Below are 22,492 nucleotides of genomic sequence, written 5' to 3'. Positions count from 1 at the left end.
AACATAACGGGAAGGTCTTTCCAGTGTCTAAACTTTTACAACAACTGTCGATCAGACAGCGAATTTGGATTCTCATTTTCTGCAGCATTATAGGCATCTTGTCGATTGCTATAGTGGCGGTGAACAAAGCCCAAACTCAGTATTTTCAATTGAAGCAAAGCGAATACATTAAGCTCACCAATGTAGCGCTAAAAACCATTACTTATTATTATCAGCAATTTGATTCTGGCAAACTGACGGAAGCAGAAGCTAAACAGCAAGCCAAAGCCGCTATTCGGTCCCAAGCTTTAGATGATAGAAACTACGCAATGATTTTCCATACGAGCGAGATGCTTTTAGCTCATCCATTTCTAGACTTTGCGTATAAAGACGAAACACCGGAGTTATATCAACAAAGTTTAGCCATCAATCGTCGCGGCAAGGCCGACGCGGGTAAAAGAATCGGACTAGATGGGCCGCTGAAAGATGTTATGTCTGTCATCAAAGTCGTTCACCCAACCGACTATACAGGCTTTTCTGAGTATTACCTGTATTATGCTGAGGAAGACTCTGTACCCGTCACTCAGCCTATCGACGTTGACCCTGCAAAGCTCCCTGACGATGCCAGTCTAAAAATGGCCTACTCGACTTACTTTCAACCATGGGAATGGGTCGTTATCAGCGTTGTATTTCGCGATGATGAAAAAATCGCTTTCTACGACTGGGTAACAGAGATGGCCATCTATAGTGCCATACTCCTAACACTGATTTTTGTCATAGCGCTATTTATTTCTAGATCCATCTCTCAACCGCTTAATGCAATCGCTGAGCTGATGACAGACATTTCTCACGGAACAGGCGACCTGACCAGGCGTTTGGATATTTCCGGAAACAATGAGTTAAGCAGATTGGCTTTGGGGTTCAATACGTTCGTTGAAAAAATTGCCCACATAGTCACCAGCGTTGCCGATGCAAACGATAACATTCGCGGGCTGTCGCAACGTTTATCAGGGTCGATGCAATCAATCGTAGATCATTCCGACGAACAATTATCAGAAACGGAAATGTTGGCCAGCGCCTCAAATGAACTCTCTTATTCCGTTAAAAGTGTCGCTGATAGAGCTATCGAGTCTTCAGATGCCGCCAGGTCCACCGAAGAAGCGACGGGCCAAGCTCAAAGTTCAATGAGCAAAAATATCCGCTCTATTCAGCAACTTTCAGATGCTCTCCTGAATACTCAAAACCAAGTGGCAAGCATGGAGAGCTTCAGCAATAAAGTCTCTTCTGTGCTTGAGGTTATTATTGGCATAGCCGAACAAACCAATTTGCTAGCATTGAACGCCGCTATCGAGGCCGCGCGAGCCGGAGAACAGGGGCGTGGTTTTGCCGTTGTAGCCGACGAAGTGCGCACGTTAGCGCAACGTACACAAAGTTCTACATCGGAAATTCATGAAATAATTGAAAATTTGCAATCTGGGACGAAGAACGTGGTCAGCGCAATGAAAGATGGCCTGAACCATTCTGAAATATGCGTGAAAACAGCGACAGAAGCCAGCGATGTTCTCCAGCAGGCCATTGAACACGTCAGTAAAATTACACAAATGAATATTGAAATTGCCAGCGCTGTTGAAGAACAATCAAAAGTTACCCAAGAGATGGCGCAAAGCAGTCAAACCATTGCAAGTGGCTCCAAGGAAACACTAGAAGCCGCCAAAGAAAACATGCAAGCTAGCAAAGAACTTAATGGTGACACGCAAGCCATGGCAGACCTAGTAAAGCAATTCAAAGTCTCTTAGTTCAGCTATTGCGATTTCGTCGAGAGCTCATTCTCCATGGAGGTATTCAGCAAGGCTATTTTTAGCTCCATGGCATCGATGGTTTCGAATTCAACAAACCTTCCTTGTCGACGTATTTTTTCTATGTTTGCAACCCATTCGTTCCCTCGCTGCAATATCACAACACAGCGTAAGACAATTTCTTGCCTTCCTTGCAATAAAGAAACATTAATGTGGATTTTTGTATTATTTTTGATCCAACGATGCGATGCACTCGGTGGGTTTGGAATAAACCGCAACGCTTTTTCTGAAATATCTAATACGTAAGCGGGAGAATACTCTTCGTTCTCTGCAGGTGATATTTTTGCTGCTACATAAATCGGCACACGCACCGCGTCTCGCAGCTCATAGCTTTCCACCGACCCCATCAACACATCCAGTTGCGCCACCGTGTGGCCAGCATGTATCCCATCCTTAAGCAAAATATTTTTTTTGACTTCTGCATTGAGTCGGATATTTTCTCGGTCCGGGTTCAACGACATTAAACTGAAGTCTTTACCGACGGCAAACGGACCTCGTCGACCAAGGGACGCTCGCGTCTGATAATCCAGCTTCCGCTCTTCTCCTATATCACTGGGTATGAGAATACTGAAACAATCGATATATTCAATATCTTCTTGTCGGTCTTCTAGCAACAGAGTGAAGCCAGGTAAAATGTGGTCAGGGTCGCTCACAACCTGATTTTTTTGAAACACCAGGTGGCCGTTGATGTTGTAACCAATCACCAAACTTTCGAGACGAGCCGTTTCCTCAAAATCCACTATATAACGCACGCGACCGCCAATAACAAAGCAGCTGATAATTCGCTTCACTGTTTCAAGATGACGGGCAGGTGAAACCGCCACTTTATTTTTAATTGGTTTTTTCGGCTTGAAAAACGACATAATGCCTTCCCTGTAGAACAGTCGTACCCTTTCGTCTCTGTCGCAAACAAAAGGCCTCCCATTTCAGTATAGACAGGGAATCGCGATCTACTGGAAGTTTTAGTTGTGGCGGTTTGTTTGAACGTGCTTAGGCGAGAAAGCGGTTAGCTAAAATGACTAACCAACTAAAGACTGTAAACAGCAAGCAGATAAAAACGGCGGCTGAGCCCATATCTTTTGCTTGACCGCTTAGCGGATGATGTTCACTACCGATTCGGTCGACCGCCGCTTCGACGGCGCTATTTAATAGTTCGACAACCAATACTAAGACGACCGTCGCCACTAGAAATAGTTTTTCGAGTACAACAAGCGGTAGTGCTACAGCGAGAGGGATAAGTATGACTGCCAGCACAACTTCAAAACGAAAAGCCGCTTCGCTATGCCATGTTTTAACCAAACCTTGCATAGAGAACCGTGTTGCGTTTTTCAAGCGAATTATTTCATTTGTCACTGCACTCATATGGCTCTAGATCTCGCTTATCTATGGCTTTCCGTTTAACTAGCAGCTTTCAACACTAGGTTAACGCCGCAGCGCTTCCAATAGCACTAGGTACTCCCGGCATCGGTAGTGCTGGAAGCGCGTCTGCTGCCAACCCTAAGCTTGCCTGGTAATAATTACTGCTTTGCTCGTACTCACCTAGATGCCCGCACAGTCGCCCAAGCTCGGCATAGGTTTCGGCTGATTTTTCAAGTTTCAAGCTACTCTCAAAATACTCTTTCGCTTGTGTCCACTGTTGATTTAGCAAGCTAAGCCGGCCTAGAGTAAGCATCAGCATTGCGTCTCCTGGACGCTCTTTGAGCCAACCCTCTGCAACCAACAATTGTTTTTTCGGGTCGGCGCTATTAACCCGGCCAACCAAGTTTATCAGTTGATTATGCCAGTTTTGTTTCAGTGCATGGCGGAGTATACGAAATGCCTCCTGCCCCATGTCCATTAACTGCAGCTTTTCGACGTAGAGTACGATAACCGATACATCTTTTTTGAGAGCGGATGGAATGGCATCCCACTCCTTTTTCAAACGCGCGCCCCCAGCCTCCCTATTTTGAAACTCTGCCTTATTGGCAACCTCTATCAAAGATGAAAGATACAACTTCCGCTCTAGATCATACAGCGCATGCTCATCCATTACGTCATAGCGCTTTAATTCAGGGATGATCGCTTTCAGCGCAGACCAATCTTCTAAACGAAGATAAGTTTGCTGTAATAAATCTAAGACCACAGGATGATCAGGCGCAATTTTTTTAGCACGCTCTAGATTTGCCAGGCACTGTTCGTACTTTTGCCCAACCAATAACATTCTCGCCTGTGTTAGGGCTACCGCCAGCCCACTATCAGGAGACGAACGTTCAGCCTTATGCAGTAGATCAAATGCTTCTTGTGTATTGCCCAGCTCATAGCTTGAACGTGCTGCGGCAAGATAATTAATCAAAGGGTAATCAGCTCTAGGTGCCGATCTTATCAAATGCTTGCGCGCCAATGTCCAGTTGCCCTCAATAAAATTGATAATTCCTTTGGCCGTCCGTTGTTGTACCCAGCGGTTAGAGCGCACACCCAGTGTTTTTCCACCTAACGAAACGATGCGCCAGCTACGTGCAATCAACCACCACACTAGAATACTCAGCAATACGAGTAAGATTATCAGCGCAAGCGCCACCCAAAAGCTCATCTCTACTCGCGTATTACCAAGAGCTATCAAAACATAGCCGCTGCCTTCACTGATCTTTTGGAATAGAAACGCACCAGCAAATAAACTCGCAACGATGAGAAGAAAGAGCCGCTTCATGGCAACTCACCTTGGGTCGAGTCATTTTCACTTTCGTTAGTTGACTGATTAACTTTATTCTCAGTTGGCAACTGCTCGGTCGTCGCGCCACCCAGCTTGTGTATTTTTTCTAAATAACGGCCTAACACTTGTGTTGAGCCAGAGATATCGGGAATTTGTTGAACAATATTTCTATTTTTGAGCTCAGCGATTTGCTCACTTAGTTGTTTCGCTTGGTCGGACAACGGGTAGTATCGTTTTAGCAGCTCATCTACTCGTTGCAGACTTTCTTGATACACCAGTGTTTCTTCACGAAGCAATGCCCACTGCGCATTCTCAATATTTAGCCGCAAACTAGTATGCAACTGAGATTGTGCTTGTGGCGATAAAATATCATCGAGTGTTTCATCGCTATGAGTGATGCGCACAAAGCCTTTCAATCCAGAAAGCGATTGAAAGAAACTTGTTTGGATTTTTTCCCACCATGAAGAGTCGTCTTCGGTAGCAATATCAGCTGGTAGTTCAGATTTGATGGATTGGACGACCGAAAAATTTTCAGGGAAAGGTTTCGGTAGAATATTGACGATATTTCCGATAGCCGATAAGGATAAGAACAACCCTTCCCGATCAAAGTCATCTGCTAGTTTCAAGGATGCGATATCATCAGCCAGTTGCTTTCGAATATCATAAAGCGCGGGATCTGACCGATGACTGATTATTTCATCCGCCGCGAGCAACAACGCCAGCGCGCTTTCTGCATCACGTTCCATCAATAAGCGTTGACCCGCTAAACGAGTTAAGTAATGCGCTTCGGCAAGTTTCCAATCGTCATTCGTCGTCGAGGTCAGCGCTAACAACTGTGTACTAATACTTTGCAACGCTAACTGCTGCTGCTCAACCGTCTCGGCCAACTCGACTACAGTGTGTTCTTGCTGCTGCCATTGTTCTGTAAGTGATAGCTGTTTTTTTGATAGCGCATTAGTTCCTGCCACCAATGTCGCCGAGGTATTTCCCAAATCGGTCGCTAACTGAGTTTGTTGTTTTTCAAGTAATTGTTGTTGCTGCCACATCCAATACCCACCCCCAGCTGTACCACCTAATAGGATTAACATTAACAAGGCGAGCAACCAAACACCTATGGTACCGCGCTTACTTTGCCGACGCGGCTTTCCTGTTACAGTTATGTCATCCAGTTCCGGCTGATCAAAACTAACGTCCGTAGATGAGGAAGGCAACGCGTTAGAAGGCTCCCGTGTTGCGTTGGGCTTATCTTGGCTCGCATCTAACACAGTGTCGTTTTGCGACTCGGCATCAGACTGCTCGGGTATTGTTTTTTTATCGCTCATAGTATGTTGTCTTGTTTATCACTGACTCTACGCGTTGCCAGCGTGCGCTTGTCGCCACGCAATAAGTGCTTGGGTCATCGCTTTGTCCGTTGCATTCATCGCTACAATGACCTGGGAAAAGCCTAAGTCGCTTGCTACTTTTGCTACTCGCGCGCCAGGCACTAGCAATGGTGTATCATAAAAAGAGTGTGTTTGACACTTTAACACTTCGTTAAGATTCTCCAAACTTTCACCACTATGAACACTGAGAACAAGGCGATCTTTCTCGACTAGTTCTACGCTACGTTTAAAATCTTCCAGCACCGTCGACGGCCGATGCCGCTGATAAAGCTCACAATATTCGACTTTAGCACCACGTTTAGAGAGTTCGTCCGCTAGATGTGTACGACCGCCTACACCGCGCATGATCAGTATTTTTTGCTGTTCAACATTTGTCAGCTCTTTAAGCGCCAACAGCGCTTCGCTGTTCATTGCAACACCGGCTTCAGTGACATCTAAACCCTTTTCTCGCGCCAGCCTTGCAGTTGCCTCACCCACCGCGAAATATGACACCCCCAGCGGAAATTGTGGCCAATATTGGTCCATCCAATCAAAGCCGTAGCTGACCGCGTTTTGACTGACAAAAATAATTTTTTGGTATTGATCGATATCGAGAATGGTTTGCTTGATGCGCTGCTTAGCTGTCTCGTCATGGAGTGGGCAAATCTCTAGAACTGGTGAGACAAGTGCTTGCGCACCCAGTGAAGATAGCTGTGCAGCCCACGTCTCAGCCTGTTGGCGCGGCCGAGTCACTATGATTTGCACACCAGACAGTTTAGCCATGGATAATTTATTTCTTGTTGTGACAATACCGCGGCAGGAAATGAATAATTTGCCATGCGGCGGCGCGATAAACCAACGAGGTTTACTTATCCTCGCAGCGCTGCCAGTAATTTATCAGCGCCCGCTGCGATGAGACGATCGGCAACATCAACACCAATCTGACTCGCATCGACAACGTTGCCAAGCGCTTCATCCCGTACCATGGTTTGACCATCTTCTGACCCCACCAATGCTCGGAGATATAGTTCACCCTCGGTATTAGCCGCTGGAATAGCATAGGCCGCGATCGGAACTTGGCAGCCACCTTCTAAGCGCTTCACCACCGCCCTTTCAGCGTAAATCAATTGTGCTGTAGGCTCATGGTGCAAACTTTTTACACAGTCAACAATCCACTGATCGGCCATGCGACATTCAATGCCTACTGCACCCTGACCACCTGCTGGCAAACTAATATCTACTGATAAACGATCACGAATGCGATCATGAAAACCTAACCTCACCAGTCCTGCAGTCGCTAGTATGATTGCGTCAAATTGGCCGTCATCGAGTTTGGCCAAGCGCGTATTCACATTACCACGTAAAAACTCAATCTTGAGGTCTGGACGATACGCTAGTAATTGGCACTGTCGTCGTAAACTGGAGGTACCCACCTTCGCACCTTGTGGCAGATCGTCTATTGTCGCATAGTGATTTGACACGAATGCATCACGCGGGTCTTCACGCTCACAGATGGTAACCAGATCAAGCCCTTCCGGAAACTCCATGGGAACATCTTTCATTGAGTGAACCGCAATATCAGCTCGACCATCGAGCATGGCCTTTTCTAGCTCTTTCACAAACAAACCTTTGCCCCCTACTTTCGAGAGCGAGACATCTAACACCTCATCGCCCCGGCTACTCATAGGCACTAACTCCACCGCTACGTCAGGGTGGTGCTTTAGTAGTTCAGCCTTAACGAACTCCGCTTGCCACAAGGCTAGTGCGCTCTTACGGGTTGCGATACGGATGAGTTTGGTTTGTTCAGTAGACATGATGTATTCCAGGCGGCCAACGACTCGCCGCGATAATGATAGGACAAAAAACGGCAGCCGAAGCTGCCGTCTGATTCTACCATTTTTACATGGTGGTTAGCAGTTCTCGCAGCCGCGACACATGGCGGCGACTCACTACAGGCTTTTCTTCAATACCTTTTAAGCGCACTTTGTATTGACCTTGCGCATTCCGTTCCATACCTTCAATGGCATCGATTGAGACTAGAGCATTGCGGTGAATACGGACAAAAAGGTTGGAGAACTCGTTCTCTAAGTCTTTCAGCGTATCGTCAATTAGCGTCTCACCTTCGATGTGATAGACCGTGACATACTTATGGTCGGCAATAAAAAATCGTACGTTATCCAGCGGGATCAGCTCTACACCACGACGCGTTTTGGCGCTAATGTGTTTGCGTTGATCAGCTGGCGCTTGGCGTTCAGAGAGAGCTGCGAGCTGCACTTTATTGAGCTTTTGTGCTTTTTGTAATGCGGTTTCCAAGTCTTCCAGTTTTACCGGCTTAAGCAAGTAACCTACTGCATCGGTAGAAAATGCATCCAACGCATATTCATCATAGGCTGTACAAAAGATCACAGCGGGAGGGTCATCCATCGTGGTGATCTTTTTCGCCGCGCTTAAGCCATCTTCTTCTGGCATGCGGACATCCAACAGCACGACATCCGGATCGTGTTCTGCAACCGCTTGTAGCGCCTGCTCAACATTTTCAGCCTGCGCCACAACGTGGCAATCTTCCAATTTTTCTACCATGCGCGCCAAGCGGTCACGTGCTAGGGGTTCATCGTCGACGACCAGAACATCCATAGTTTCATTCCTAACTGTTTATGCTGTTGGTTTCTTGTTTAAAGGTGTTGCGGAGCCTGCCAACTGACGCCTCCGCAATGTTTAGCCCGCCCCGCAACACTCTATACGGGGTAGCTAATTTCAGTTTCATAAATGTCGCCGAGAATCCGCGCTTCAAATACTGCGCGCTCTCCATAGTACGCCGCTAAACGGTGACGAATATTTTCAAGCGCAACCCGATTACCCGGTTTACTCGGCGCTATCGTTTCACTTCCGCTACTGTCGCGCACTTTCGGCAAGGGGTTGCGCACCACAACAGTGAAGCGATTGTCCCTTGCATTTGCTGAGATCTCAACCGTGCCGCCTTCGCTGCGAGGCTGAATGCCATGATAAATCGCATTTTCAATGATCGGCTGTAAAAGTAGGCTAGGGATAGTGACACTTTCAGGCAATTCTTCTACTTGCCAGTCTACCTGCAACCGATTACCCAAGCGTATCTGCTCGATGCTTAAATACTGACGACAGAGCGACAATTCGTGCTTGACCGGTACTTTTCCTGGCTCCGCCAAGCTCGCTCGAAACAGATCAGACAAATCTTCTACGACGCGTTCAGCTCGATCAGGATCAGACCCAATCAGGCTGACAATGCTGTTCATACAATTGAATAGAAAGTGTGGGCGAATGCGCGATTGCAGCGCTTGGATGCGTGCTTTTAACTCAGACTCTTCTTGCGCACGCAGCTGCTGTTGGATATAGAAGTAACGCAGCACGATGCCAGCAAAGATGGCGGTCAGCACTAGATTGGTCGCAACTTGCCAGGCATCGAAACCCGATTCGCTATCGATCAACCACTCGGCACAGACTGACACGAACACCGAAACGCAGAGAATCAATGAGAAACTGAGAAAACCGGCTAGCACCAGTGAGTGATTCGCCAAAAAATTGCGCAATGGACACAATAGCGCAGCACTCAGCAGAACAATCCACTGCACGAGAAAAGACACCATGCCTAATTGCTCCCAATCCAATGGGTAGAGGCCAGTATCGGCGAGCACTAACGCTAACGCCAGCAGTTCGCCAGCAATAACGAGCGTAAATACCGACTGCACCTTGCATAGGTCAGGTAGAAAATCCCCGCGCTGCTCGACAGAGTGCCGGGTTATCAGCTTAGATTGCGTACTAATCGTTAGCCCCCAATAGCTGCCATCTGTTTTGGCTACTACGAAATAATTCCTAGCTAGCTGTTTGCGTCTAATTATTCTGATGAGGCTGCGCTATAATGCTCCGCGATTTTTAGGGAGGTTTGGCGCGCCATTCTTCCAGCCAGCGAAATTTAGTCGTCATCCTATGGCGTACTATTATCCCTAGTCAATTGATTTACCGTAATTTTTTCGGAAATATGTGCATGAGCAACCAAAAATCTAGCGATAAACCCTGGGGCGGCCGCTTCAGCGAACCAACCGATGCCTTTGTCGAGCGTTTTACTGCGTCAATTGAGTTTGATAAGCGCCTATATCACCATGACATCCAAGGCTCAATTGCACACGCTACGATGTTAGCCAAAGTGGGCGTGCTGACCGATGATGAAAAAGCTCAGATCGTTGATGGCTTGCAAGCCATCAAGGCCGACATTGAGGCAGGAGACTTTGCCTGGTCAGTCAGCCTAGAAGATGTGCATATGAATATCGAAGCAGCGCTAACTGAGCGCATCGGTATCACCGGGAAGAAGCTTCACACCGGTCGCTCGCGCAACGACCAGATCGCCACAGATATTCGTCTCTATCTGCGAGATGAAATTGATGCGATCAGCAAAGAGATTACACGCTTGCAAAGTGGGCTCGTACAACTGGCAGCCCAAGAAGCCGACACCATTATGCCCGGCTTTACCCATTTGCAGTCGGCGCAGCCCGTTAGCTTCGGACACCACTTGCTGGCTTGGTACGAGATGCTAGAACGCGATTACGATCGTCTTCAGGATTGTCGCAAGCGCGTCAACCAATCACCTCTCGGTGCTGCCGCTTTAGCTGGCACCAGCTACCCAATCGATCGCGCTTACACTGCGGAATTACTCGGATTTGACGCGCCGACGCGCAACAGTTTGGATTCCGTAAGTGACCGAGACTTTGCCATCGAGTTTTGTAGCTTTGCAGCCACACTGATGACCCATCTATCCCGCGCCAGTGAAGAGATTGTCTTGTGGTCATCTGCGCAATTTGCGTTTATTGACTTACCTGATCGCTTTTGCACAGGCTCATCGATCATGCCGCAGAAGAAAAACCCTGATGTACCTGAGCTAGTGCGAGGCAAAACAGGACGCGTCAATGGACACCTTATCAGCTTGCTAACCTTAATGAAGTCACAACCGTTAGCCTACAACAAGGATAATCAAGAAGACAAAGAGCCACTCTTTGACACCATTGATACGGTAAAAGATTGCCTTCGAGCCTTTGCCGATATGGCACCCGCCATGCGAGCCAAACGCGATAATATGCGCAACGCCGCAATCTCGGGGTTTTCGACTGCCACAGACCTCGCCGATTACTTAGTTCGCAAAGGCATTCCCTTCCGCGATGCGCACGAAGTCGTCGGCAAAGCAGTGGCACACGGTGTTGATACTGGAAAAGATCTCTCTGAAATGTCACTCGACGAGCTTCAACAGTTTTCGAAAGAGATTGAAGGCGACGTGTTCGACGTATTAACGCTCGAGGGGTCTGTCTCGGCTCGTGATCACATTGGTGGCACCGCGCCCAATCAAGTACGAGCCGCAGTGACCGAGGCTCAGAAAAACCTCTCTCAACGCGGTTAAAGCCTTCTTTAGGTCCCGACTCCTTCCCAAAGCGGTATCGGTTTCGCCCAGCCGCTTTGCTACCATACTTTTACTTCGGCTAACGAGTACTTGTTAGTGCCAAATGATCCAACGGTAACCTAACAGTTTTTGGCACCCACCTCTGATTAAGACTACGCTTAAAAGACCTAACGCTGTTATCACACATCAATGGAACACTCATGCTTCCCAAGATCGCATCATCTTGGCAAAGAAACATTCTCTAGATTTTACCTCAAGCATGAGGACGCGCAGACGACATGTATGGCTGAGGAAAGACAACAACATTTTCGAGTCAACGTCTCCACCACCGGTCAACTTCTTCCGGGGCACCTTTACGCTCCAATAGGGAACAGTTCGTTTGCCGAAAACATCATGTCAGCCGCGACTGACGGCTTTTTTGAATGGCACACTCATGAAGACCGCTATTTCTTTAGCGACAGCTTCGCCAAACTTCTACAATATCCACCAAACATACTGCCGATAGAATATGGGTATATTTCTGCGCACGTTTGCGCAGAAGACTTCATGGACCTTCGCCTAAAGATGGCACAAGCGGCTTATCGTAGCGAAGAAATCATCACCAATTTCCGCATGCATGTTGCCGATGGATCGCTACGATGGTTTGAATTGCGACTAAGCATTATTAAACAAAACGCACGCGGTCAAGCAACGGTATTACTCGGCTGCGTAAGAGACATTAATGAATACATCACCCAAGAAATGGACATGCAACAGCGCATGGAAAAAGAACGCTGGGTGCAGGAACAAATTGGTAACATTCTGAACGATGATTCGGAACAATCCTTCAACAATTGCCTGAATGCGCTCTGCGCCTATATCGATACAGACTACATCACGTTGCGTTGGCAGGACCAACAAACCGAATCACTCCAACTCGTTGCGCATGGCGGCAGCAAAGCATTAAAGCACAACACAGCATTCATCGAACCCAAAGCATCTATCTCATCCAACGATCTGCCGACAAGCATTAAAAACCTCTCACGTGGTGAAGTGTACTATTCAAAAATTAATACGGAAAATCATCTCGATAACGAACTCATACGCACAGTAAAGAAATTTGGCGCTCGTGCCATCATCACAATACCTATAACCTACGAAGGAAAGGTCGAACACTTTTTTTCATTAATTCGTTGCCAATCAGACGACAACTTAACGAAGGATCAAACCAATATAGCGAAGGCCATAGGTCTTACTATGGCGATGATGACAGCGCGCCGACGTATCGCCAAAGAATTAGAAGAAAGTGCCCTACGCCTATATAACGTATTAGATGCAACGCAGGATGGCATTTGGGACTGGGATACCGCCAACAACCACTATTATGTTTCGCCCAGCTTTCTCTACATGCTTGGATACGACGAAGATGTATTGCCTCTTTCGCGATCGATTGTTGAAAGCTTTTTGGTTGAACCCAAACATCCAGAAGAGCTGTTTTACGACAACCAAAGTCAAGATAGCAAAAGCAACGTATATTTTAGACAAGCGATATTTCGTCATCGCAATGGTAGCAACGTCGACGCACTTGTCCGCGGAAAACAAATCACCTGGGATGCCCATGGCCGTCCCACGCATTGTGTTGGCGCAACGAGCTATATGCAGTGGTGCAATAGTTTCTGCGGTGTCGATTTCAACGCACATTCAGAGCAGAGCCAAGTACAGGCTGTTAAAGTTTTTGAACCATCGCCATTAAACAAATCAATACCCGTTAGCGAATTTTCGATCACGAAACTCGTCAGCAATATTTTAACGAGCGTAAAGCTGCAAAATGCAAGTCGCTCTCTCGATTTTTCTCTGCATTTTACCAATTCGCTGCCCGCGAGCATTGTCGCTCAGAAGGAAAATATTGCGCTAATACCAAACCTACTTTATGCGCGTGCCACCAATGTGACTAGGCGAGGCGAAATCAACCTATCTGTCAGCGTTGTACACGGCACCAACGGCTCCCCCGAGCTATACTTTGCACTTAGCGACCAAGGAAAAACGTTACATATTTCGGATCCCAGCTTGCTCACTAAAGGCTTACCTATTGCGTTAATACAATTAAAAGAGGTATTCGCATGGGTCAACCAACAAGGTGGACGTATCGATGTTCAACCCAACCCTAAAACCCATGGAAATGTCGTCAGTATGAGATTACCCCTCAAGGAAGCAATACCAACTACCAACGAAACTACAACCAAATCAATCGATAGTCCCGATGACATCAATTCAGAGGCACCCGAAACCCGACATGTTTTATTGGTAGAGGATAATTTGGTCAATCAACAAGTGGCTAAGGGCATTCTTAAACGCCGTGGCTTTGAAGTAGAAGTCGCTAATAACGGGCAAGAAGCTCTCGACCGCTTAAGTAAACCAGACGCCGATAAATTTGACATTGTCTTATTGGACATGGAAATGCCAATCCTCGATGGCTACCAAACAGCAAAGGCCATTCGATCAAACCCTTGTTATGAACACCTGCCGGTCATTGCGGTTACCGCGCATGCCATGCAAGAAGACAAGGAACGCTGCTTTAACGCGGGTGTAAACGACCATGTTGCAAAACCCATTCGTCCCGACATCTTATTTACCGCAATGGACAATCTTCTCGACACCGACGATTCCGATGCAATAGCTTAATAGCCGTTATAAGTGCACCACACCTATAGCGAAATACTTTAAAGCGTGATGTGATTAGCAACTAAACTTAAGACTGGATCACATCGCAACTCACGTTTGTATCGCCTTCATGTTCGCTAAGCCCATTGACATTGGCCCTATTGATGAAGGCCTAGACCGGAAGAATTTAACAACTCTAAAAAAGCGCTTTCTACAAATCAATAATGCACGTCTCGATCGAGTCTATGACGTCATTACTGACCGGCAACGTCCTTATCTTCAACTCATTCCCTTGCTATTCCATGTTAATCACCCAATGCTGCCAGGGTACGTCAGCCACCAAACACCCTGCGGCATCGATAATTATGAGCCAGATGCAGAGGCTCTACGCATCGCAAAAAAATTCTCTCGGAGTTTTCGGTATCAAAACGCGTCACAGCGCTACGACAATCGTTCCCAATGCAGCGCCATAGAAGCAATATTTCTCATGGGCAGCATAGGCACTATAGCGCACACCAGAAAAAGCGACTTAGACTGCTGGATTTGCCATAGCAACATCGACGCCACGTCACTAAAAGAGTTACGCATCAAGGCACAACTCATTACCAACTGGGCGAATAATGCTGGCTTAGATGTTCATTTTTTCATTATGAACGCCGAAGAGTTTCGTGCAGGGAAAAATCTACCTATCAGCGCCGAGGCAAGCGGAAACACTCAACACTACTTGCTTCTTGATGAGTTTTATCGAAGCAGTATTTTACTCGCCGGACGACGTCCATTGTGGTGGTTCGTACCAAGCAATGCGGAGACGAATTACGCAGACTATACTCGCACCCTGCTCGGCAAACGATTCCTCGCGTCGTCCGACGTTATTGATCTCGGAGGTGTTGGACACATTCCAGCAAGTGAATTTATTAGCGCAGGGTTATGGCACCTTTATAAAGCCATAGACTCACCCTACAAATCGTTGTTCAAATTAATTCTGCTAGAAACCTATGCTAGCGAGCTACCCAACATTCGCCCGCTATCGCTCGACTACAAACAAAGTGTTTACGATGGCTGCCAAGACCTCAATCTACTCGACCCTTATGTCCTGACCTTTCATCGTGTGAAAGCGTATTTATTACAACGGCGCGAAGATAGTCGGCTGTCACTGGCGAAACGGTGTTTTTACTTTAAAGCACAAAAAAAGTTAAGTAGCCCTTCGACAAAACACCTAAAATCGTGGCAACGGGATGTCATCCAGTCTTTTGTTGCTGATTGGCAATGGAGTGAAGAACAACTTGCTCATCTTGACAACCCATCGAAATGGAACATCGCTGAAGCGCTAAAAGAACATCAAGCTATTGTGTTGGAACTGAATCGCAGCTACCAGTGTTTAACTACTGTGGAGGACAGCGACTTATCGCACACGCAATATGATGCCAATGAATTTGAAATTCTTGGTAATAAATTGAAAGCAAATTTCACTCGTCGGCAGGGCAAAATAATTGGCATCAGGCTTGGCTTTGATTTACAAGTGGCTGAAGACCACCTCGTTTTTCATGAAACTCACGATGATGCAGGCCGTCATATTTGGCAGCTGCATTTACAAGAACTACGAGACTTTAACACTCTTCCAAAGCCCGCAGTTTATACAGGGCAATCTCTATGCGAATTAATCGTGTGGGCTTTGCGCAACGCTGTTCTCCATACTCAAACTCATGTAGAGTTAGTTACGGAGAGAAATTCTGCGTCTGCTACTGCTGCCTCCCAATGCGCAAAGGCGCTGGTGGATCTTATACCCTTACCGACCGAAAAAACGCCCCATGACAACTTTAGTCAGTCGCCCGTTGTCACTGATATTGTCATCATCGTTAACCTAGAAAGCGAAATCACAACTAACTCAAGCAGCGGATACGTCCAGCGCATAAGCGAGCGTACTGATGCCTTTAACTTCGGCACGAACAATGAAAATCTCGCGCAGTCGATCGATATAGTGATGCGTAATAGCTGGGACGAGATCGAAATTCATCATTTTTCGGATAACGCACTCATTCACGCACTCAGTTTTTATTTGCAAAAACTTGCCGACTGCAACGCAAAGTCTCAGCTACGACCTAAATTACAAAGCTATTGTTTTACTACAGGCTTTGGTCTAAGTATAAAGAATCGCGTGCACGGCTTATTTTTAGACGCCGCCACTTCACAGATTTTCGAATCCACGCGATTTGATGGCCGCTATGTATTTTCCGCCGACAATTGCTTTTATTGCTGCGAACGGACTCACTCTCACCATGTCAGGCAGTTTACGAGCGAGCCGGAGTTACTAGATTATCTATCGCAACCCCTCAGCGGTTTTCATCGACTCCGTACCGATAGCTTTCTCGACACACATTTTCCACTGCACTTGCTAGCGAGCGTATGCCAGAAGCCGAGTATTCATATTGTGTTTTCTATTCGTGGAAAAAATGCCAACGCGTTGATACTCGACGAATCAGGCTCTCTTTTTGTTGCAGATTCTGTCATAGAGACACCGGAAAGCTACCTACGATGCTTGCATTATTTTATTAGGGACTACATTCAACAACAAAACTTACCTGTGTTATCGCCCGATTCATTTGGCGTATTTCCGGTAGAGTTTCATCAGTACGATTTTAACGACTTTGGTCACGAGTTTTTGAAGCCGGCGTATGTCACCACCGATATTTATGCGATCCCCTGCCATACCGTCATCGCTGAAGTTCACCAAGATCACGATGACCAACTATGGTTTACCTTGCACATCAACAACGAGGTATTCGACGGTGACAAATCGGGTAGCCGCTTGTTTAGCAGCGCGAGACAAACCATTCTGCAACATGACGGAAACCACCCCTTTTATGTGACGCACCTCGATGTTACCCATTGTCCACGACTGAAGTCGCGCCAAGGGGGCGATATCCAGCTAGTCCACTATCTAACCCTTAAGCAGCATATCGAAGAAAGACTGAATGCCGGCGAGAACCGATAAAACCGCTACCCTCCAGTACGGCAAGTATTGAGCACCTGGTTCTTAAGCCGCTATACTTGCCGACCTACATCAAGCATGGAAAGCGCCGCGCCGCCATCGGCAAGCCTTTCTGACACTTGATTCACTCAGCTTTCGAGAGATTCAACCATAATGTCCGCGTACCGCCGCTTCGTGATCGCCGCATCCATCGTCTTTAGCATGTCACTCATGCTAGCCTGTGGCCACAAAGCTGATTTGCGCCTACCCGTTGACTCCGACCAAGCCGCCACCGACAAGCCTGTGCAATCAAAACGCAGCGCGCCTTAAGTTCGAAGCTCCGATCAGGCATTTCCTCAACGCTCCATTCATTAGCCGCACAGCAATAGACAGAGATCAGATTAATCATGAACGCCTTTACCTACCGCAACGGCACAATGCACGCCGAAAACGTCAGCCTTCAAACCATTGCCCAGCAAGTCAGCACGCCCTGCTACGTCTATAGCAAGCATTCTATTTTGGATTGTTTTAATGATTACCACAGTGCCCTGGGCGACTACCCCGGCCTCATTTGTTATGCCGTCAAGGCCAACTCCAATCTTGCAGTGCTAAATCTGCTAGCCAAGGCAGGTGCAGGTTTCGATATCGTCTCCGGCGGCGAATTAGAACGCGTTCTCGCTGCGGGAGGACAAGCGGACCGCATCATCTTTTCCGGCGTTGGTAAAACACGATCCGAGATGCAGCGCGCTCTCGAGGTCGGCATCGCCTGTTTCAATATTGAGTCCATAGCCGAAATCGACCGGCTCGCCGAAGTCGCCGCAGAGATGGGCGTTGTCGCCCCGATATCGTTGCGAGTGAACCCAGATGTCGATGCAAAAACACATCCGTATATTTCTACTGGCCTTAAAGAAAACAAATTCGGCATTGATATCACGCAAGCAGAAGATGCCTACCGCAAAGCTCAGCGCTTAGATAGCCTCGCTATTAAAGGTATTGACTGCCATATTGGCTCACAGCTAACCGACGTCACGCCTCTTTTGGCTGCGTGTGATCGTTTGATTGCACTCTACGACCAACTGCGTGATATTGGCATTAGTATTGAGCATTTAGACCTAGGCGGCGGCATAGGGATTATCTACAACGATGAAAGTCTACCATCCATTGCCGATTACCTTGCGGAAGTAAAGAAACGAATTGGCGATCGCCCATTATCGCTGATGCTCGAACCCGGACGCTCCATTGTCGGTAATGCCGGTGTCTTAGTCACTCAGGTCGAATATCTTAAGCAAACACCCAACAAAAACTTTGCCGTCATCGATGCCGCCATGAATGACTATATTCGTCCCGCACTGTATAGCGCCTGGCAACATATCAAGCCTGTTAGCCAACAATCTTCAGCGAAGGCCTTGCATTGGGATTTCGTGGGTCCCATTTGTGAGTCGGGAGATTTCATTGGCCGGGACAGGGATATAGCAATACAGGAAGGCGACTTAATCGCCGTGATGTCTACTGGAGCCTATGGTTTTACGATGAGCAGCAATTACAACACTAGGCCACGAGCTGCTGAGGTTATGGTCGATGGCGATCAGTATTACATTGTTCGACAACGAGAGAGTTTTGCTGACCTGATTAAAGGCGAAGCGCTATTACCCTAAGGCAACAATCTGCTCGACACGGCCAGGGCCAAATAGTTTATTATCAAGGATATTGTGCTGTAGACACACCCGCAGCTCCCGAAGGATAAGTAGCTCGACATGCGATTACGTTTTACCAAAATGCACGGCTTGGGTAATGACTTCGTTGTCATTGATGCGATTACGCAACAAGTCAGGCTAACACCAGAGAAAATTCGCGCGCTGGCGGACCGACATTTTGGCGTTGGCTGCGATCAAGTACTGCTTGTCGAACCACCAACACAAACCGATGTCGACTTCCGCTACCGCATCTACAACCAAGACGGCGGTGAAGTGCAAAATTGCGGCAATGGTGCCCGCTGTTTCGCAAAGTTCGTCTCCGACCGACGATTAACAGGTAAGCGTGCTATTCGGGTTGAAACCGCCAACGGATTAATGACTCTCCACCTCCAAGCAAATGGAGACGTGTCTGTCGATATGGGCGTACCGGTTCTATCACCCAGCGAGATCCCATTTCTAGCCAATTCCGAGCAACAGACTTATGCCCTCGCGCTACCCAATCAAGATATTGAGCTATCTGCCGTATCGATGGGCAACCCACACGCAGTCATTGTCGTAGAGGATGTAGCAACCGCACCGGTAGAAACGCTCGGCAAAGCCATACAGCGAGCCGAGGAATTTCCGGAAGGTGTCAATGTAGGGTTTATGGAGGTATTATCTCGCGGTGAAATCCGACTCCGCGTACTAGAACGCGGCGTCGGAGAAACCCTTGCCTGCGGTACCGGCGCATGCGCTGCGGTTGTTGCTGGGCAACTCAGAGGGCTACTTGATAACGAGGTAACAGTTACACTACCTGGTGGCGTGTTACATTGCCAATGGCAAGGACCAGGCACACCGGTTATTAAAACAGGGCCAGCCACGACAGTCTTCCAAGGACAAGTACGAATTTAAGTCGCCCGATTAATCAGTTCAAGACAACAAGACGACGATAACAATGAGCAATAAACCCGACCTCACCGTACAACAAGTCAGCGAATTCTTACGAGAGAAGCCGGATTTTTTTGCAGATAACCCAGATATTCTCGCAGACATTACACTGCCTCATCATAGTGGTGATGCGATTTCCCTCGTTGAAAGGCAAGTTGCCGTGCTGCGCGATCGCAACATGGATATGCGACATCGCCTAACTAAACTGCTCGATAACGCCCGCGAAAACGACAAGCTGTTTGATAAAACCCGACGACTTATTTTGATGCTACTCGAGGGCAATTCACTTCCAGATATTGTGAGCACTATCTGTTTTAGCTTTGATCGCGACTTTAACATCCCTTACACCTCAGTGATTCTTTTCGCAGACCCCTCCAAAGTCCCTGAGTCGTCCGCTCGCATTGTGTCCGTTAACGATGCACGCCAATCGGTTAGCCGCTTAATCAGTAATAGTCGCGCTTTATGCGGCGATTTTCCGCCGAATGAACTCACATTCTTATTTCAGGACAAAGCCAAAGACATCGGCTCTGCGGCAGTTGTCCCACTGATGCACGGCAATTGTTTTGGTTTGTTAGCCATTGGCAATAGCGACCCGAACCATTACCGGTCAAGCATGGGCACCCTGTTTTTAAGTTATATCGGTGAAGTATTAAATCGTGTTATACCAAAGCATTTAACGTTTTAGATTAGGTTATTTTACGCTTAACGAGGGGAGGCCTTTGCAACATGGCCAAAACCATATCGACAGAAAAAGCCAAAAAATCCGCCCTGACTGAGGCTATAGACGCATTTTTACAACACCTAGTCATCGAAAAACAACTGTCATCCCACACTGTAAACGGCTATCGCAGAGACCTAATAAAGCTTGCATCGTTTAGCGAACAATATTCGTTAGCACATCCAAAAGATTTACATACATCACATATTCGTCAGTGTGTTGCGCTGTTTAACAGACAAGGACTCTCATCCAAAAGCTTACAACGTTGGCTCAGCGCCGTACGTAGCTTCTACCATTTCTGTAGCAAGAAAAACCTATGCGAACACAACCCAGCCAACGGCGTTCGCGCGCCAAAAGGCCAACGCAAACTTCCTACCACTCTTGACCCAGATGCAATGGAATCACTTATCAACCTAGAGGGTAATGATTTTTTCGCTATTAGGGATCGTTGCATCCTGGAGCTAATGTACTCCTGCGGGTTGCGTTTAAGTGAACTTGTCAATTTAGATATTCAGAACCTATCCAGTGACTACCATCAAGTCACAACGGTTGGAAAGGGAAGCAAAGAGCGAATGATACCTATAGGCAAGCACGCCAAACAGGCTCTCAGAGAATGGATCAACACACGAACCCAATACAACGAATACAATCAAAATGCGCTGTTTATTAGCAAAAAAGGGGCGCGTATTACGGGCCGAGCCATACAGGCTCGTTTCAAAAAATTGGGCTTACAGCAAGGTTTAGATCAACCACTTCACCCGCACATGATTCGGCATTCCTTTGCCAGCCACCTATTAGAATCGAGCGGAGATTTGCGCGCAGTGCAAGAATTGCTCGGCCATGCAAACATTTCAACCACACAAATTTACACCCATTTAGACTTTCAACATCTCGCCAAAATTTACGACCAGTCACACCCTAGAGCACAGAAAAAGCAAACCGAAGACTAGATCGCCATTTTTTTGGCGCTTTTTAGTTTTTTGTTTCCTATCGTCAAATAGGACGACTACCATAGTTGCTGGTTGGTTTTTTGGGTGGGTCATTGGTTACACCAACCGCCACTTCACTAATTGCTCCCCCCTCAGAAAGAAATGCTTCTATTTGTGAAGACAATTCTGTTCTTATGTGCGCGCGAGATGTCACCGTTCTATCTTCTGGCCGATCGTCTTTACTACCAAAAAATTCTTTTTCTACACGCTCAGAGTCATTAAGACCTAATCGAGATTTAACTTTACTCATATCCTTACCCTACTTATTCCGTTGATGACGGCGCAACACATTGATGCAAAGTCATCGATTTTTCTCAGTTGTCTTTTTGCTTCACAGCGAGAATATTTATAGCTCAAGGGAGTCAGGATGGCAGGCGAAGTTACAAATATTTTTAGCCTTTTTTGTCCTTAATTTTTATCAACACTAAGCAATACAGTTATTAAACTCATTTCGAAATTAGCGTATGCTTTGAGCGGCAAACTATTGCCGTCCAAAAATCTGTCCATCAACGCACACTCATGGAAAACGACTTGAAACATTTAAGAGTGACTATCGGCATCAGCGCCTGCTTGGTTGGCCAACGAGTGCGATACGATGGCGATCATAAGCGCTTCAACCGACTTCTTGAACGATTAAGTCACCAGGTGGATTGGAAGCCCTTTTGTCCTGAGGTCGAAGCGGGCCTAGGAACACCCCGTCCACCTGTTCAACTTATTGAAAATAACAAGACTATTCGTGCTCTAGGCGTCGAAAACAAAGCGCTCGACGTCACCGATCAGCTACAGGAGGCGTCCATTGATTACTGGTCTCAACAAGCGCGTCATCGGCACGTGAGTGGGTATATTTTTAAAGCGCGCTCGCCAAGCTGTGGAAGAGGCTCAACCCCTGTTGTTGATCACGAACAGCACATCCTTCACCATGGTGATGGAATATTCGCCAGTCATTGTCAGCGTAATATCGCGGCGGTAGAAGACACCTGGTTTCAATCTGACGCGCATTTTGTACGTTTTCTCGCTGCGTCACACGTCGCCCGCGCTATTCAGCGCGAAACTTTTGCGAGCATTACTTGGCTATCGGAATATCTAGAGGGAGCGCCCAGCGAGCACTGGATTGCTCAACTGCTGGATCGATCCATCGATGAATATGGAACGTTTGATGGTGAGGTGTCAGGCGATAAAGAGCAAAAAGCCGCTCTTGTGAAGCGGCTTTTTGAGATCTGGCCTGTTGATTTGGCGTGACACAGAGTTCAGA

The 22,492-nt window shown here is 47.2% G+C and carries 19 protein-coding genes; 10 read left to right on the top strand and 9 right to left on the bottom strand.

Going from position 1 to position 22,492, the window contains the following annotated elements:
* Positions 1-23 precede the first annotated feature (23 nt).
* Positions 24-1,775 carry a methyl-accepting chemotaxis protein gene (locus tag ACZ5NB_RS00825; RefSeq protein WP_460230934.1) on the top strand — a complete coding sequence of 584 codons (1,752 nt, stop codon included), beginning with the start codon at positions 24-26 and terminating at the stop codon, positions 1,773-1,775.
* Positions 1,776-1,780: 5 nt separating this feature from the next.
* Here the strand turns inward: ACZ5NB_RS00825 and ACZ5NB_RS00820 are convergent, their stop codons facing one another.
* The 8 genes from ACZ5NB_RS00820 to ACZ5NB_RS00785 form a co-directional block, all read right to left on the bottom strand.
* Positions 1,781-2,698 carry a PilZ domain-containing protein gene (locus tag ACZ5NB_RS00820; protein WP_460230933.1) on the bottom strand — a complete coding sequence of 306 codons (918 nt, stop codon included), beginning with the start codon at positions 2,696-2,698 and terminating at the stop codon, positions 1,781-1,783.
* Between the two features lie 127 nt (positions 2,699-2,825).
* Entirely contained in the window at positions 2,826-3,197 is a 372-nt protein-coding gene (locus ACZ5NB_RS00815; protein ID WP_460230931.1) for a diacylglycerol kinase, read from the bottom strand.
* 55 nt (positions 3,198-3,252) lie between these two features.
* Positions 3,253-4,521 carry a heme biosynthesis HemY N-terminal domain-containing protein gene (locus tag ACZ5NB_RS00810; protein ID WP_460230930.1) on the bottom strand — a complete coding sequence of 423 codons (1,269 nt, stop codon included), beginning with the start codon at positions 4,519-4,521 and terminating at the stop codon, positions 3,253-3,255.
* The gene (locus ACZ5NB_RS00805) at positions 4,518-5,846 is read right to left on the bottom strand and encodes a uroporphyrinogen-III C-methyltransferase (protein WP_460230928.1); all 1,329 of its coding nucleotides are present in this window, start codon (positions 5,844-5,846) and stop codon (positions 4,518-4,520) included. The genes ACZ5NB_RS00810 and ACZ5NB_RS00805 overlap by 4 nt, the downstream gene beginning before the upstream one ends.
* Before the next feature lie 27 nt (positions 5,847-5,873).
* Entirely contained in the window at positions 5,874-6,668 is a 795-nt protein-coding gene (locus tag ACZ5NB_RS00800; RefSeq protein WP_460230927.1) for a uroporphyrinogen-III synthase, read from the bottom strand.
* A gap of 86 nt (positions 6,669-6,754) precedes the next feature.
* The gene (hemC, locus tag ACZ5NB_RS00795) at positions 6,755-7,699 is read right to left on the bottom strand and encodes a hydroxymethylbilane synthase (protein WP_460230925.1); all 945 of its coding nucleotides are present in this window, start codon (positions 7,697-7,699) and stop codon (positions 6,755-6,757) included.
* Positions 7,700-7,784: 85 nt separating this feature from the next.
* Entirely contained in the window at positions 7,785-8,519 is a 735-nt protein-coding gene (locus ACZ5NB_RS00790) for a LytR/AlgR family response regulator transcription factor (protein ID WP_460230924.1), read from the bottom strand.
* 101 nt (positions 8,520-8,620) lie between these two features.
* A complete protein-coding gene (locus ACZ5NB_RS00785; RefSeq protein ID WP_460230923.1) occupies positions 8,621-9,607 on the bottom strand; it encodes a sensor histidine kinase in 987 nt (328 codons plus the stop codon).
* A 296-nt stretch (positions 9,608-9,903) separates the two neighbouring features.
* Between ACZ5NB_RS00785 and argH the strand changes: the two genes are divergently transcribed.
* From argH to xerC, 8 genes are all read left to right on the top strand, one after another.
* Positions 9,904-11,304: an argininosuccinate lyase gene (argH, locus tag ACZ5NB_RS00780; protein ID WP_460230922.1), complete on the top strand. Its 1,401-nt coding sequence runs from the start codon at positions 9,904-9,906 to the stop codon at positions 11,302-11,304.
* A 282-nt stretch (positions 11,305-11,586) separates the two neighbouring features.
* Positions 11,587-13,965: a response regulator gene (locus ACZ5NB_RS00775; protein ID WP_460239550.1), complete on the top strand. Its 2,379-nt coding sequence runs from the start codon at positions 11,587-11,589 to the stop codon at positions 13,963-13,965.
* A gap of 109 nt (positions 13,966-14,074) precedes the next feature.
* Entirely contained in the window at positions 14,075-16,936 is a 2,862-nt protein-coding gene (locus tag ACZ5NB_RS00770; RefSeq protein WP_460230917.1) for a class I adenylate cyclase, read from the top strand.
* A 150-nt stretch (positions 16,937-17,086) separates the two neighbouring features.
* Entirely contained in the window at positions 17,087-17,242 is a 156-nt protein-coding gene (locus tag ACZ5NB_RS00765) for a hypothetical protein (RefSeq protein ID WP_460230915.1), read from the top strand.
* Between the two features lie 77 nt (positions 17,243-17,319).
* A complete protein-coding gene (gene lysA, locus ACZ5NB_RS00760) occupies positions 17,320-18,567 on the top strand; it encodes a diaminopimelate decarboxylase (RefSeq protein WP_460230913.1) in 1,248 nt (415 codons plus the stop codon).
* A 99-nt stretch (positions 18,568-18,666) separates the two neighbouring features.
* Complete coding sequence (gene dapF, locus ACZ5NB_RS00755; protein WP_460230911.1) at positions 18,667-19,497, top strand: diaminopimelate epimerase; 831 nt, start codon at positions 18,667-18,669, stop codon at positions 19,495-19,497.
* A 43-nt stretch (positions 19,498-19,540) separates the two neighbouring features.
* Entirely contained in the window at positions 19,541-20,218 is a 678-nt protein-coding gene (locus tag ACZ5NB_RS00750; RefSeq protein ID WP_460230910.1) for a DUF484 family protein, read from the top strand.
* 41 nt (positions 20,219-20,259) lie between these two features.
* Positions 20,260-21,201: a tyrosine recombinase XerC gene (gene xerC / locus ACZ5NB_RS00745; RefSeq protein WP_460230908.1), complete on the top strand. Its 942-nt coding sequence runs from the start codon at positions 20,260-20,262 to the stop codon at positions 21,199-21,201.
* A 43-nt stretch (positions 21,202-21,244) separates the two neighbouring features.
* Here the strand turns inward: xerC and ACZ5NB_RS00740 are convergent, their stop codons facing one another.
* Complete coding sequence (locus tag ACZ5NB_RS00740) at positions 21,245-21,490, bottom strand: hypothetical protein (RefSeq protein ID WP_460230906.1); 246 nt, start codon at positions 21,488-21,490, stop codon at positions 21,245-21,247.
* A 281-nt stretch (positions 21,491-21,771) separates the two neighbouring features.
* On the opposite strand from ACZ5NB_RS00740, the gene ACZ5NB_RS00735 reads away from it, so the two are divergent.
* Entirely contained in the window at positions 21,772-22,479 is a 708-nt protein-coding gene (locus tag ACZ5NB_RS00735) for a 2-thiouracil desulfurase family protein (protein ID WP_460230905.1), read from the top strand.
* Positions 22,480-22,492 lie beyond the last annotated feature (13 nt).

This window comes from Aurantivibrio plasticivorans (assembly GCF_055392955.1).
The sequence above is the reverse complement of the archived record's forward strand: the minus strand, read 5'-3'. Positions and strand labels throughout refer to the sequence as shown.